The sequence below is a fragment of the Microlunatus soli genome (assembly GCF_900105385.1).
In the GTDB taxonomy this organism is placed as follows: Bacteria; Actinomycetota; Actinomycetes; order Propionibacteriales; family Propionibacteriaceae; genus Microlunatus; species Microlunatus soli.
Window position 1 is genome coordinate 4,552,030 of record NZ_LT629772.1, and the last position, 13,335, is coordinate 4,565,364.

The 13,335-nt window shown below is 68.8% G+C and carries 11 protein-coding genes; 3 read left to right on the plus strand and 8 right to left on the minus strand.

Annotated features, from left to right (window positions below):
* Window positions 1-49 precede the first annotated feature (49 nt).
* The gene (locus BLU38_RS20805; RefSeq protein ID WP_231919960.1) at window positions 50-1,582 is read right to left on the minus strand and encodes a phytoene desaturase family protein; all 1,533 of its coding nucleotides are present in this window, start codon (window positions 1,580-1,582) and stop codon (window positions 50-52) included.
* Window positions 1,583-1,714: 132 nt separating this feature from the next.
* Between BLU38_RS20805 and BLU38_RS20810 the strand changes: the two genes are divergently transcribed.
* On the plus strand, window positions 1,715-2,197 hold the full coding sequence (locus BLU38_RS20810) for a hypothetical protein (protein WP_157683595.1): 483 nt from the start codon (window positions 1,715-1,717) through the stop codon (window positions 2,195-2,197).
* Window positions 2,198-2,200: 3 nt separating this feature from the next.
* On the opposite strand, the gene BLU38_RS20815 is transcribed toward BLU38_RS20810, so the two are convergent.
* Window positions 2,201-2,938 carry a type 1 glutamine amidotransferase gene (locus BLU38_RS20815; RefSeq protein ID WP_091527335.1) on the minus strand — a complete coding sequence of 246 codons (738 nt, stop codon included), beginning with the start codon at window positions 2,936-2,938 and terminating at the stop codon, window positions 2,201-2,203.
* Window positions 2,935-4,089 (minus strand): Mur ligase family protein, encoded by a 1,155-nt coding sequence (locus BLU38_RS20820; RefSeq protein WP_231920424.1) that lies wholly within the window; start codon window positions 4,087-4,089, stop codon window positions 2,935-2,937. Before BLU38_RS20820 ends, BLU38_RS20815 begins: the two co-directional genes overlap by 4 nt.
* A gap of 276 nt (window positions 4,090-4,365) precedes the next feature.
* Here BLU38_RS20820 and BLU38_RS20825 point away from each other — a divergent pair, with 276 nt between their 5' ends.
* A complete protein-coding gene (locus BLU38_RS20825) occupies window positions 4,366-6,126 on the plus strand; it encodes a glycerol-3-phosphate dehydrogenase/oxidase (protein WP_091527336.1) in 1,761 nt (586 codons plus the stop codon).
* Window positions 6,127-6,131: 5 nt separating this feature from the next.
* Here BLU38_RS20825 and BLU38_RS20830 read toward each other — a convergent pair whose 3' ends face one another.
* The 5 genes from BLU38_RS20830 to BLU38_RS20850 form a co-directional block, all read right to left on the minus strand.
* A complete protein-coding gene (locus tag BLU38_RS20830) occupies window positions 6,132-7,352 on the minus strand; it encodes an RNA polymerase sigma factor (RefSeq protein WP_091527337.1) in 1,221 nt (406 codons plus the stop codon).
* Between the two features lie 7 nt (window positions 7,353-7,359).
* Window positions 7,360-7,728 (minus strand): YciI family protein, encoded by a 369-nt coding sequence (locus BLU38_RS20835; protein WP_091527338.1) that lies wholly within the window; start codon window positions 7,726-7,728, stop codon window positions 7,360-7,362.
* A 139-nt stretch (window positions 7,729-7,867) separates the two neighbouring features.
* Window positions 7,868-8,938: a hybrid-cluster NAD(P)-dependent oxidoreductase gene (locus BLU38_RS20840; protein ID WP_091527339.1), complete on the minus strand. Its 1,071-nt coding sequence runs from the start codon at window positions 8,936-8,938 to the stop codon at window positions 7,868-7,870.
* Window positions 8,935-10,248 carry an aromatic ring-hydroxylating oxygenase subunit alpha gene (locus BLU38_RS20845; RefSeq protein WP_091532880.1) on the minus strand — a complete coding sequence of 438 codons (1,314 nt, stop codon included), beginning with the start codon at window positions 10,246-10,248 and terminating at the stop codon, window positions 8,935-8,937. Before BLU38_RS20845 ends, BLU38_RS20840 begins: the two co-directional genes overlap by 4 nt.
* A 32-nt stretch (window positions 10,249-10,280) precedes the next feature.
* Window positions 10,281-12,320, minus strand: coding sequence for an NADH:flavin oxidoreductase (locus tag BLU38_RS20850; RefSeq protein ID WP_091527340.1), 2,040 nt, complete (start codon window positions 12,318-12,320; stop codon window positions 10,281-10,283).
* Window positions 12,321-12,393: 73 nt separating this feature from the next.
* Here BLU38_RS20850 and BLU38_RS20855 point away from each other — a divergent pair, with 73 nt between their 5' ends.
* On the plus strand, window positions 12,394-13,317 hold the full coding sequence (locus tag BLU38_RS20855; protein ID WP_091527341.1) for a LysR family transcriptional regulator: 924 nt from the start codon (window positions 12,394-12,396) through the stop codon (window positions 13,315-13,317).
* The last annotated feature ends 18 nt before the right edge of the window (window positions 13,318-13,335 follow it).

Consider the following 13,335-nt stretch of genomic DNA (forward strand, 5'->3'; position numbering starts at 1 on the left):
CATTAGCAGGCTACCCGCGCCAGGAAAAATCGAGCCACCGGGGGCCGAATCAGGTCTCCAGCAGGGCCATCGCCGCGCTGTGTCCGCCGAGGCCGCTGACCGCGCCGCCGCGACGGCTGCTGGAGCCGCAGAGCAGCAGTCCGGGGTGGCCGGTGTCCACACCCCACCGCCGGGCCGGAGTGTCGGCCGGCTCGTCGTCGGCGAGCCAGGGCCAGGAGAGATCGCCGTGGAAGATGTGCCCGCCGGGCATCCCGACGGACGCCTGGACATCCAGCGGAGTCATCACCTCCACGCACGGATTGCCGGCCGGATCGGAGGCGATGCAGTCGGCCAGTGGCTCGGCCAACACCGACTCCAGGCTGGCCAGGGCAGCGGCCGCGGCCCGATCACGCATCCCGTCGGGATCGGCGACGAACAGCGACGCCGGCGCGTGCAGCCCGAAGAGGGTCAGGGTGTGCCAGCCGTCCTTGATCAACTCGGCAGCCAGGATGCTGGGATCGGTCAACGTGTGGCAGTACACCTCGCAGGGGAACGGATCGGGGAGCCTGCCGGCGGTCGCCGCCTGGTGGGCGGCGAGCAACTCGCGGTAACCCTGATGCAGGTGCAGGGTGCCGGCGAATGCCGTCCGGGGGTCGAGACCGGATCGCAGCCGGGGTAGCCGACGCAACACGATGTTGATCTTGAGCTGGTTACCGACCGGCTTCGGTGCTGTCGGTGTCTCGCCGAGCAGCTTCCGTAGCGTCCAGTCCGCGCAGTTGGCCAACACGTACGGCGCCTGTCCCCGCCGGCCGTCGGCCGTGTCGATCTGCCAGTGATCATCAACCCGCCGCAGGTCGGTGACGCGTGCGTCGGTGATCAACGCCGCGCCGGCATCGCGGGCGGACCGTTCCAGGGCTGCGGCGACGGCACCCATCCCTCCGACCGGCACCTTCCACTCGCCGGTGCCGTTGCCGATCACGTGATAGAGGAAGCAACGGTTCTGCACCAGGCTCCGATCATGCACGCCGGCCTCGGTGCCGATCAGGGCGTCGGTCAGCAGGGTGCCCCGTACGGTGTCGTCGACGAACCGGTCGACCACCAGGTCGCCGATCGGTCGTTCGGCCAGCGCCGACATCAGCTCCTCGCCGATTCGCTCCCGGATCTGCTGCGCCCGGGGCAGTGGCTCGGTCAGCGTCGGTGCGACCGTCGTCGCGACCCGACCAAGATCATCATGAAACCGCTGCCAGGCTTCGTATTCGCCCTTGCCGCCGGTCAGTTCGGCAAACGATGCCGCAGTCGCCGAGCCCTCGGGACGTTCGACCAGCAGGCCATGATCAGCGACCGGCGTGTAGCACCCGACGGACCGCGATCGCAACTCCAGCTGCAGATCGAGATCGGAGATGATCTTGTCCGGCAGCAGCGACACCAGGTAGGAGAAGCGGGACAGCCGGGCCCCGACACCGGGGAAGATCGGCTCGCCGGCCACCGCGCCACCGAACCGATCACGGGCCTCCAACACGGTCACCGACCGCCCGGCCCGCGCCAGATAGCCGGCCGCCACCAGCCCGTTGTGCCCGCCTCCGATGATCACGACATCGCTCACATCCCCATCCAACCACCCCACCCACCCCCGCCGACCCGTCAGTTTCTCCCCGACACACGCCGTAAACCGGGGAGGAACTGACGGGTCGGCGGGTGGTGGGGTGGTGAACCTGGCGAGGGCCATACTGGCGAGATGTCTCTGGGGCCGATTTCGTTTCTGTTCGCGATGCCGATGGTGTTGGTGGCAGTGGGAATCGTCGCGGTGGTGGTCCGGATGTCCCGCAACCCGGGTCGTCAGCCGCTGGCTCCTGGCAGTCCCGCCGCAGCGGGCAACGGGCAGTGGAACGCCCACGTCCGCCGCGACGGTCACCTCGATCCGTTGGCCGGGTTCGGCGTCCTCACCCTGAGCGGTGGAATGCTCAGCTTCACCCCCGACGACGAACCGGCTGGTGGCTGGTCCTACCCGTCGGTCTCGTTCGGTGTCTGGTCCAACGCGATGGTGTCCAACAGCGACATCTCGCTGGATTCGCAAGGCACCGGCAAGCTGCAGCTGACGGTCAGCCACGAACGGATCAACCGGCTCTCCCGGAACACCTTCAAGACCTTCCGCGAACGGGACACCTCCGGCGAGTTCATCCAGGCGATGGCCGTGGCCGGCGCCACCGTCCTCGGCTGACAGTCAGCGGCGCGCGGCGGCGATGCGTTGCCGACGGAGCTCGGCGATCTCCGGTCGGTCGATCGCCGGCAGTTCGGTCTTCAGGGCCAACTCGAGGACGTGATCGGCCAGCGCCGGGTTGCGGGCCAGGGCGGGGCCGTGCGGATAGATCGCCAGCACGTTGCCGTTCTGGGCGCCGTCGGTGCCGTCGTTGCAGTTGCCGATGCCGACCTCGACCCGGGTGACCGGCTGAGCGTCGGGCCCGAGCCGGGTGTAGCCGCCGTGGTTCTCGAAGCCGGTCAGCCACTGCTCGTCACCGTCATGGCCGATCCAGCGGCCGAGCAACTCGCCGACCGCCCGGACCGGGCCGCGGGTGGTGGTCACGTCGAGCAGCCCGAGCCCTTCGGTGACGGCGTCGTTGTCCCCGACGGTGAAGGACTTCCCGAGGATCTGATAGCCGGCGCAGACGGCGAACACGGCGGCCCCACGGTCCACCGCACGGTAGATGGTGCCGTCGGCCTTGAGCGCCTTGACCGCGGAGATCTGGGCGGCGTCCTCGCCGCCGCCGAGCAGATAGACATCACCGTCGGTGGGCAGCGGATCGCCCGGCTCGACCACACTGAGCACCGGGTCGTAGCCGCGCCAGGCGAGCCGGCGGACCAGCACGGTGGCATTCCCACGGTCGCCGTAGATGCCGAGCAACGACTGATACAGCAGGACGACGTGGACCCGCTTGCCACCGCCGAAACCGGACGCGTTCATGCCAGTCCTCCCATCTTGCGCAGTCGCTGGAACGGCGTGTACGTCGCCACGATGTCGACCGGTTCGGTGTGCCCGAGCACCGCATCGGACAACTCGGGTACGCAGCGGTGCTCGACCTCGGCATAGCCCAGCCGGACGGCCAGGTCCTGGGCCCGCGGGCCGGTGGCGATCACCCGCCGGCCGGCCAACTGCTCGTACTCCACATCCCACAGCCAGGACACGTCCCGGCCGTCGGCGGCAGCCGAATCGATGGCCAGGATCACCGTGTCGGTCTGCACCAGCGGCAGCGCCTCGGCCCAGCCGGCCGGGTTCTTGGCCAGCAGCAGCCGGGCGCTGGTCGAACCGAAGTGTGCGGTGCCGAACCGGCCGGCCGGAGAGGTGACCGTCTGCATGCCCGGGATCGCCGTCTCCGGGTCGATGCCGAGCAGCCCGGCTGCCGCCAGCGCGCAGGCCGCATTGCTGATGTTGAACTTGCCCGGCACCTGCAGCTGCGGATCCCAGGTCCGGCCGTCGGGGGAGACGATCTTGTCCTCGACCACCCGATAGTCGGCCGCCGGTTCGGCCAGGCCACAGTCCGCGCAATACCAGGCCAATCCGCCGTCGGCGTCCCGGCGGCGCAGCGCACCGCCGCATTCGGGGCAGAGTACGGCGTCCTGCAGCCAGCTGCTCGCGGTGTCGACCCAGACCGTACGGCGTGCCTTCTGCGCTGCCCAGACGACCAGCGGCTCGTCGGCGTTGGCGACCACCACCGGTCCGTCGTCACCGGCCTCGATCAGCGCATTGCGCCAGGCCCGGGCCAGGGCCTTGATCTCGTGATGGCGGTCCAGCTGATCCCGGCTGAAGTTGAGCAGCACCAGCACTTCCGGCCGACCGACCCGGACGACGTCGGCCACCACCCGCTCGTCGGTCTCCAGGATCGCGATCCCGGCATCGGGTTTGGTGGACAGCGCGGCGGTGATCCCGCTGTGCAGGTTGGCGCCGTCGGCGTTGTGCACCAACTGCGCATCGGGGGTCGGATCGGCGCCGAGTGCGTTGCGGACCGAGGCTGCCAGCAGGTGAGTGGTGGTGGTCTTGCCGTTGGTGCCGGACACCATCGCGATCCGCCGGTCGGCGAGCAGCTTGGCCATCGACTCCGGGTCGACCTTGAGCATCACCTGGCCGCGGATGGCGGTGCCGGTGCCGCGACCGGACAGCCGGGAGGCCTTGGACGCCATCCGGCCGGCCAGGGTCGCCGCCGCGAGGCGCAGACGGGGGACGAGGCTGAGCTGACTACTCCGGCGGGAGACCGGCAGCAGCCCGCGGGTGGTATCCGATGACGGCATGCCGCCCATTGTCACCTATCGGCCCGCCCAGACCCGAAACGCCGTTCGGCGATCGGTAGGCTGATGTATCCAGCTGCGGGCAGCAGACGAGCTCGACGGAGGAACATGATCGACAGCAGGTTGACCGGCGACTCCCGGGCGGCCGCCCTGCAGCGACTGCGGGACAGCAATCGGCCGAACCAGGAGCTCGACATCCTGGTGATCGGCGGCGGGGTGACCGGTGCCGGCATCGCGCTGGACGCGGCGACCCGCGGGCTGAACACCGCCGTGGTGGAAGCGCAGGACTGGGCATCGGGGACGTCCAGCAAGTCCAGCAAGCTGATCCACGGCGGGCTGCGTTACCTGCAGATGTTCGACTTCAAGCTGGTGCACGAGGCGCTGGTCGAACGCGGCCTGCTGCTCAGCCAGCTCGCGCCGCACCTGGTCAAGCCGGTGCCGTTCCTCTATCCGTTGCACAACAGGGTGATCGAACGCGCCTACGTCGAGGCCGGCATCTCGCTGTACGACGGGCTGGCCAGCATCAGCCGCGGCACCAAGGTGCGCGGCCAGCGTCGCCGCGCCCTGCCCTGGCACAGCTATGTCAGTCACCGCAGGCTGATGCAGCGGTTCCCGGGTCTGGACCCGAAGGCGGCGGTCGGGGCGATCCAGTACTGGGACGCTTCGGTCGACGACGCCCGGTTCGTCGCCGACCTGGTCCGCACCGCGCAGGCCTACGGTGCCCATCCGGCCAGCCGCACCCAGGTCTCGGAGTTGATCAAGGACGGCGACCGAGTGGTCGGCGCGACGCTGGTCGACCTGGAGACCGGCGACTCCTTCGACGCCCGGGCGACCACGGTGATCAACGCCACCGGTGTCTGGACCGACAAGATCGAAAAACTCACCGACGGACCGGGAAGCCTGCACGTGTTGGCTTCCAAGGGCGTGCACATCGTCGTGCCCCGGGATCGGATCGACGGCAAGGTCGGGCTGATCCTGCAGACCGCGACCAGTGTGCTGTTCATCATCCCGTGGTCGCGGTACTGGATCATCGGCACCACCGACACCCCGTGGAAGGAGGACGTCGCCCGGCCGGTGGCGACCTCGTCCGACATCGATTACGTGCTGGACCAGGCCAACGCGGTACTGGCTCGGCCGATCTCGCGGGCCGACATCGTCGGACACTACGCCGGACTGCGGCCGCTGCTGCAGCCGGTTGCCGACGCCAAGGGCACCTCGGCCAAGATCTCCCGCGAGCACACCGTCGCCGAACCCGAACCGGGAATGGTGTCGATCGCCGGCGGCAAGTTCACCACCTATCGCGTGATGGCCAAGGACGCCGTCGACTTCGCGTTGGGTGATCGGGCCGAGCGACTGCCGTCGGTGACGGCAGGAGTGCCGCTGGTCGGCGCGGTCGGCTATCCCGGTGCCCGGGAACACACCCGGACCCTGGCCAAACGACACGGCTGGGACGACTGGCGGATCTCCCACCTGCTGCACCGCTACGGGGCCGAGATCATCCAGATCGCCCAGCTCTGCACCGATGACCCGTCGATGGCCCGTCCACTGCAGCAGGCACCGGCCTATCTGCGGGCCGAAATCGCCTTCGCCGTCAGCCACGAGGGTGCGCTGCATCTGGACGACATCATGGCTCGCCGGACCCGGATCGTCTACGAGGTGCCGCAGCAGGGCGTTGCCGCACTGGACGAGGTCGCCGACCTGGTGGCACCGTTGCTGGGCTGGACCGAGGAACAGAAGGCGACCGAGATCGCCGCCTACCGGGCCTGGACCGATGCCGAGCTGCAGGCGATCGAGCAGCCAGATGATCATGAAGCCGCCGCGGTCCGCGCGGCGGTGGACGAGCTGCTGCCGATGATCACCACCGGCTGACTCGGTCAGCGCTGCAGCCGACGCGCCCGCGACCGCAGGTAGTCACGCTCGGCGATCGAATCGGTCCGCTTCGACGCCTCCAGGTACGCCTCCCGCGCCGAGCTCCGACCGGCCCGCTCCAGCAGGTGGGCGTGGACCGCCAGCCGCCGATGATCATCGGATGGCAGCCGGTCGCCGAGCTCGTCGACGATCCGCAGCCCGACCTCCGGTCCGCCGACCATCGCTGCCGCAACCGCACGGTTCAGGGTGACCACCGGATTGTCGGTCAGCCGCTCCAAGATCCCATACAGGGCAAGGATCTCCGACCAGTCGGTCAGCGCCGCACTCGCCGCCTCGGCATGGAGGGCGGCGATCGAGGCCTGGATCAGGTACGGGCTGGGCGGCCGACCCGGCAGAGTCCGTCGCAGCAGTGCGGTGCCGCGGTCGATCTTGGACCTGTCCCACAGCGTACGGTCCTGCTCGTCCAGCGGGACCATCCGGCCATGATCATCGAGCCGGGCCGACCGGCGGGCGTCGGTCAACAACATCAACGCCAACAGGCCCGCGGTCTCGCCATGATCGGGAAGCGCCCGATGCACGCCCTCGGTGAGCCGGATCGCCTCCCGGGCCAGATCGACGTCGTAGAGCGACTCACCGCTGCTGGCAGTGTGTGCCTCGGTGAACATCAGATACAGCACCGTCAACACCGGGTCCAGACGCGCCGTCGGATCGGTGACGGCGGGGAAGCCGGCCGTGTTGTCGCGAATCTTCGCCTTGGCCCGGCTGATCCGTTGCGCGATCGTGGCCTCGGGCAACAGGTAGCCGCGAGCGATCTGCGCGGTGCTCAGCCCGCCGACCGCGCGCAGCGTCAACGCCACCTGAGCAGAGCGGGGCAGACCCGGATGGCAGCACAACATCAACACCTGCAGGCTGTCGTCATGCCGTCCCGCCTGTTCGTCGAAGGCCTGCTCGGCCAGCGGATGAGCCAGCCGGGCGTCGGTCAGTTCGCGTTCCCGACGGCGGGCGTCGCTGCGCAGCCGGTCGATCAGCCGGCGCCGGGCGGCAGTGGTCAGCCAGCCGATCGGGCTGTCCGGCAGACCGTCGCGCTGCCATTGCTCGTGGGTGGCGAGCATCGCCTCGGAGACGGCGTCCTCGCACAGGTCGAACTGACCACTGCCGTAGCGCCGCAGCAACAGGCCGAGGACCTGCGGCGCGGCGTCGCGCAGCAGGTCCTCCAGCTCGTTCACCGGCTGCTCACAGCGGCTCGCCGCCGGAGAACATCACCGGCCGGATCTCCAGCGCCAGTCCGTCGATCTGGGCGTCCGGGATCTGTTGGGCGAGTTCGATCGCGCGTTCCTTGGACTCGACGTCGAGCAGGTAGTAGCCGCCCATGAATTCCTTGCTCTCCGCATACGGTCCATCGGTCACCTCCGGTTTGCCGTTGCGGGCCCGGACGGTGGTGGTCTGGCTCGGGTCGCCGAGCGCGTTGGTGCTCAGCATCTCGCCGGACGCCGTGGTGTCGGCCATGAACTTCTGATGGCCGTCCATGATCAGCTTCTGCTGATCGTCATCCAGACCTTCGAGCACGGTCGGGTCGACCTGCATCAGGATCAGGTACTTCATCGCGCGTTTCCTCTCCACTGGTGACCGCTGGTGCGGTCGCTCGCCCTGTGGTCGGCACCGGGAACGCGTTCTCGACAGAGTTGCCCGACGAATTCCCTTCGACAGGCTCAGGGACCTTCGACAGGCTGCGGTGGCTGGGTCAGGCGTCGAGGACGACGTCCTGCTGTGGCCTGGAACAGCACAACAGGATCTTGCCCTGGTCGATCTCCCGCTGCCGGATCCCTCCGGCGTGCTGCAGGTCGACGCTACCGGAGATCATCCGGGTCTTGCAGGTGCCGCAGACACCTTCGGTGCACGACGACGGCACCGCGATACCGGCCCGGGTGGCGGCCTGCAGGATGGTGGTCGCCGCGTCGCAGTCGATGGTCCGGCCGGTGCCGGCGAACTCGATCCGCCAGCTGATCCCGCTCTGCTGATCATCACCGACCTCCGGGCCGTCGCCGAGCACGAACGATTCCTCGTGGCGTCGCGCCGGATCCGCCCCGATCAGTTCCAACATCTCCCGGACCGCTGCCATGTACGGCGCCGGTCCGCAACTGAACACGTCCCGATCGAGCAGATCCGGGGCAACCGAGAACAGCACCGGCAGGGTCAGCCGGCCGCGATGCCCGGTCCACTGCTCGGCCGCGGAATCGTCCTCGCAGATCACGGCGAGCTCGACGTCGTACCGGGTCGCCAGGTCCTCCAGTTCGGCGCGGAAGATGATGTCGTCCGGCGTCCGGGCGCAGTGCACGAAGACCACGCTGACCGGTTCGGTTGTCGCGCTGCGGTCGGTGATCGCGCGCAGCATCGACATCGCCGGGGTGATCCCGCTGCCCGCCGTCAGGAACAGGTAGCGGCCGCTGGGATGGAACGCGTGACTGAACTGCCCGTACGGTCCGCTCGCCCGCACGATGTCGCCGACCGCCAGTTGATCATGGAGCCAGTTCGAGACTTCGCCGCCGGGCACCCGTTTGACGGTGATCGTGAGCTGATCGGGGCGGGTCGGGGTGGACGAGATCGTGTAGCAGCGTTCGACCTGGACACCGTCGATTTCGAAGCTGAAGGTGAGGTACTGGCCGGGCAGGAAGCGCAGCTGCCCGACCGGCAGCACGAAACCGAAACTGCGGACGTCGGGAGTGATGTCGACGATCTCGGTGCAGCGCAGCGGACCGTCCACCTCGTCGACCCAGGTCGGCGCCGGCGTCGTACGGGTCAGGATCTCGGTCATCGGTCGGCCTCCCGTCCCAGGTTGTGTTCCAGCCGCTCCAGATACCACCGGATGAAGTGATCCACCTGGTACTCGTTCGGTGCGTACGGCCCCGGTTGATACGCCGGATCGGTCACCCCGAGTTGCGCCCGCTGGCACAGAGCCGCGTCCTGGGCGTTGGTCTTGCGCCAGACGTCGGTCAGTCGATCATGGTCGTAGTCGACCCCTTCGACGGCGTCGGAATGCACCAACCAGGTGGTCCTGATCACCGACCGGTCGACATCCAGCGGCAGCAACGAGAAGACGACGGCATGATCACCGAGGAAGTGGAACCAGGCGTTCGGCTGGATGTGCAGACTGAGCCGACCGAGCCTCGCGGTGTCAAGATCACCGAGCAGCTTGGTCGAGGCGGCCGTACCGTCGGTGGTGTAGGACTCGCCGCCACCGTCCAGCGCCTCGCGCTGGATCCGGAAGCCGGTGGGGCGACCGTGCAACTCCTCGATCGCGGCGTACGGGATGCTGCGTTCGTCGCAGGTCCGTTCGAGTGCGGCTTCGGCACCCAGGTAGCGGGCATGTGCCGGCAACAGTCGCGGTGGCAGGTCTTCCACGGCGTAGCCGTAGGTGGGGAAGAAGACGCAGGTCAACTCCGGGTGGCTGCCTTCGCAGTGGTAACACTCCCGGTTGTTCTCCATCGCCAGCTTCCAGTTCGCCTGCACGATCACCTCGTCCTGGGCGGCGATCCTGGTCCGGGTGAGGTCGTGCGGCAGCAGGTACGGGGTGATCCGTTCGGCCATCTCGTCGACATCGGCCGGCGGCTGCTCGGCCAGGCAGATGAAGATCAATCCGCCGATGCGGCGCACCGCCACCTGCTTGATCGTGAAGCAACTCTTGTCGAACCCGGCCGGCTGTTGGCCGGCATGCAGCAGCGACCCGTCGGTGCCGTAGGTCCATTGGTGGTAAGGGCAGACGATGTTGCCGGTGGATCCACGACGGTCGTCGAGCAGCCGGGTCCCGCGATGCCGGCAGACGTTGTGCAGCGCACGGACGTCGCCGTCGTCGTCGCGCAGCACGATCACCGATGACGTCCCGACCTGCACGGTGACGTAGTCGCCGGGCTCGGCGATCTCCGGCTCGGCGCCGACGAAGAGCCAATGTTCGCCGAAGATCGCCGCAAGATCATGATCGAACACGGCCCGATCGGTGTAGAACGGCGCCGGCAACGAGTAGCCGGGCCGCCGACGGCCGATCAAACCGGCCAGCGGACCGCGGAGGTCGGTGGTCGCCGGTCGATGGCGTGCAGTCGTCTCGTCCTCGGTGGCCGTGGTGGACATCGCAACCTCCTGAATGCGGGCAGGGATCATGATCAGAACGGGTGGCAGAGTCGGAGCGCGTCGTAGACGGCGGCATGGATGTTGCGGCTGGCCACGGCATCACCGATCCGGAACAGTTGATAGCCGCCGTCGGTGTTGGTTCGCACACGCTGCGGTTCGCCGGCCAGCAGCGCGTCGTGATCGACCTCGCCGAGATTGGTCGAGCCGGCCCGCAGAGCGAAGTAGAGCTCGTCGTTGGGCAGGGTGCCGTGCTCGACGACGACCCGGTCGACGACCCGGTCCAGGCTGCCGGGCGCGTAGTCACTGGACAGTTCGACGAAGAGCCGGCCGTCCTTGTCGGCGACCCGGGAGAGTCGACGGCCGAGGGTGACGGTGACGCCGCCGGCGGCGAAGGCGGCCAGGTAGCCGGGGGAGTTCATGCTGCCGACCGCCGGCGCCAGCGTGCGTTCGGGTGTGACGTATTCGACGCGGGCGCCGTCGGTGATCAACTTCTCGGTCGCGTCCAGCGCCGGCTCGGAACCGTTGTCGTCGAAGACCAGCACGGTGCCGGTGGCGCGCAGCGAGCCGTCCATCACGTCCCAGCTGTCGCTGACCAGGTCCTGTCCCTCGGCCAGGAACGACCGATTCGGTACGCCGCCGGTCGCCACGATCACCAGATCCGGCCGCAGGTGCAGCACGTCGTCGGCCTCGGCGTACATCCCGAACCGGAATCGGACCCCGGCCCGTTCGGCCTCGGCCCGCCGCCAGTCCACGATGCCGATCAGGTCCCGTCGCCGGGCGGCCGATGCGGCGAGCAGGATCTGACCACCCGGCCGGTCGGCGGCCTCCAGCACCGTCACGTCGTGACCGCGCTCCCCGAGCACCCGGGCAGCCTCCAGCCCGGCCGGCCCGGCCCCGATCACGACGGCGCGTCGGCGTCGTCCGGTCGCGGCAGTGATCCGTTGCGGCAGCTGCAGCTCCCGACCGGTCGCCGGATTGTGGATGCACTTGGCGTCGCCGGACTCATAGATCGCGTCCAGGCAGTAGTTCGCGCCGACGCAAGGTCGGATCCGGTCCTCCTCACCGGCCGCGATCTTGGACACCAGATACGGATCGGCGAGCTGGGCCCGGGTCATCCCGACCAGATCCAACAGGCCGTCGCGGATCGCGTGCCGGGCGGTCGCGACGTCGGAAATCCTGGAGGCGTGCATCACGGGGATGTCGACGGCCTGCCGGATCCGGCCGGCGAAGTCCAGGAACGGTGCAGCCGGGGTGCCCATCGACGGAATCACCTTGGCCAGCGTGGCGTCGCTGTCGATGGTGCCCTTGATCACGCTGAGGAAGTCGATGCCGTCGTCGACGTACTGCCGCAATGCCCGCAGGGCTTCGGATTCGGACAGTCCATCGGCCTTGTCCTCGTCCATCGACATCCGGATCCCGACGACGAAATCGGGGCCGACGGCACTCCGGACGGCGGTGATCACCCGGCGCGGGAAGGCCATCCGCTGTTCAAGATCACCACCGTAGGAATCCGTCCGGTGGTTGGTGGCCGGCGACAGGAACGCATCCATCAGATGCCCGTAGGCCTGCAACTCGATGCCGTCCAGTCCGGCGTCGCGGCAGCGGACGGCGGCATCGGCGTAGTTGCCGACGATCCGGTCCAGGTCCCAGTCCTCGGCGATCTTGGGGAACGACCGGTGCGCCGGTTCGCGCAGCGCCGACGGATAGACCAGCGGCAGCCAGTCGCCGGAGAAGTTGCTGGACCGACGGCCCAGATGGGTGACCTGGATCATCACCCCGGCACCGTGCTCATGCACCTCGTCGGCCAACCGTCGCAGCCAGCCGACGATCTCGTCGCGATACAGCTCGAGGTTGCCGAACGCCGGCGGGCTGTCCGGTGCGACGACGGCGGAGCCGCCGATCATGGTCAGTCCGACGCCGCCGCGGGCCTTCTCCACGTGGTAGCGGCGGTAGCGATCCTTCGGCATCCCGTCCTCGGCATAGGCCGGTTCGTGCGAGGTGCTGACCACTCGGTTGCGCAGGGTAAGGTGCTTGAGCCGGTAGGGCTGCAGCAGCGGATCGATGGTGCGCACGGCTTCAGTGTCGAGGCCGACGGCCCCGGAAGAAAAGCGAAGAATAGTTCACAGAACCGTGTACGTTCATCGCATGATCGACCCCCGGTTGCACGTGCTCCGGGTCGTCGCCGCGCAGGGCACCGTGACGGCGGCCGCGCAGACCCTGAACTACACCCCGTCGGCGGTGTCACACCAACTCCGCAGCCTGTCTCGTGATCTTGGTGTCCCGTTGCTGGAACAGGACGGCCGTCGGGTCCGATTGACCGCCGCCGCCCGGGTGCTGGTCGCCCGCGCCGACGAGTTGTACGCCCGCTGGGAGGAGATCCGCGGCGAGCTGGACGAGGCTCGCGACGTCTACACCGGATCGCTGCGGCTGTGCGGTTTCTCCACCGCCGCGTCGGCACTGCTGCCGCCGGTGGTGTCGGAGGTCCGGGCCCGTCATCCCTACTGTCAGGTCCGGATCATCGAGGCCGATCCGGAGGAGTGTTTCAACCTGCTGCTGGCCGATCAGGCCGACGTCGCCGTCGTCGTGGCCACGGCGACGCTGCCGTCCAGCGCCGACCCGCGTTTCGAACAGGCCCCGCTGCTGGACGACCCGTTGGACCTGTTGGTGCCGGTCGACAATCCGTTGGCCGCCCGGGTCTCGGTGCTGCTCAGCGATGCTGCCGGTGAGGACTGGATCCTGGATCGGGTCGGCCGTCCCTATCACCAGCTGGTGGTGACGGCGTGCGCGGCCGCCGGCTTCGCCCCGTCGGTTGCGCACGAGTCGGCCGAGTGGGACAGCGGTGCCGCGCTGGTCGGCGCCGGGCTCGGTGTCGCGCTGGTACCGCGGTTGGCCAGGATCCCGGCCGATGAGCGGACCGTGCGGGTCCCGCTGCGGGGCGACCCGATCCCGGCCCGGCACATCCTGACCGCGGTCCGCCGCGGCAGTCGGCAGCAAACCGGGATCGCCACCGCGCTGGCCGCATTGGCCGACGTCGCCCGCCGGCATCCGGGATTACGCGAGCTGGCCTGATCGGCGCCCTCGGGCGTT

Bases quoted from the DNA above. Each gene is read 5' to 3' on its own strand.
- BLU38_RS20810 (WP_157683595.1), top strand. From the start codon at position 1,715: ATGTCTCTGGGGCCGATTTCGTTTCTGTTCGCGATGCCGATGGTGTTG.
- BLU38_RS20815 (WP_091527335.1), bottom strand. From the start codon at position 2,938: ATGAACGCGTCCGGTTTCGGCGGTGGCAAGCGGGTCCACGTCGTCCTG.
- BLU38_RS20820 (WP_231920424.1), bottom strand. From the start codon at position 4,089: ATGCTCAAGGTCGACCCGGAGTCGATGGCCAAGCTGCTCGCCGACCGG.
- BLU38_RS20825 (WP_091527336.1), top strand. From the start codon at position 4,366: ATGATCGACAGCAGGTTGACCGGCGACTCCCGGGCGGCCGCCCTGCAG.
- BLU38_RS20835 (WP_091527338.1), bottom strand. From the start codon at position 7,728: ATGAAGTACCTGATCCTGATGCAGGTCGACCCGACCGTGCTCGAAGGT.
- BLU38_RS20840 (WP_091527339.1), bottom strand. From the start codon at position 8,938: ATGACCGAGATCCTGACCCGTACGACGCCGGCGCCGACCTGGGTCGAC.
- BLU38_RS20845 (WP_091532880.1), bottom strand. From the start codon at position 10,248: ATGTCCACCACGGCCACCGAGGACGAGACGACTGCACGCCATCGACCG.
- BLU38_RS20855 (WP_091527341.1), top strand. From the start codon at position 12,394: ATGATCGACCCCCGGTTGCACGTGCTCCGGGTCGTCGCCGCGCAGGGC.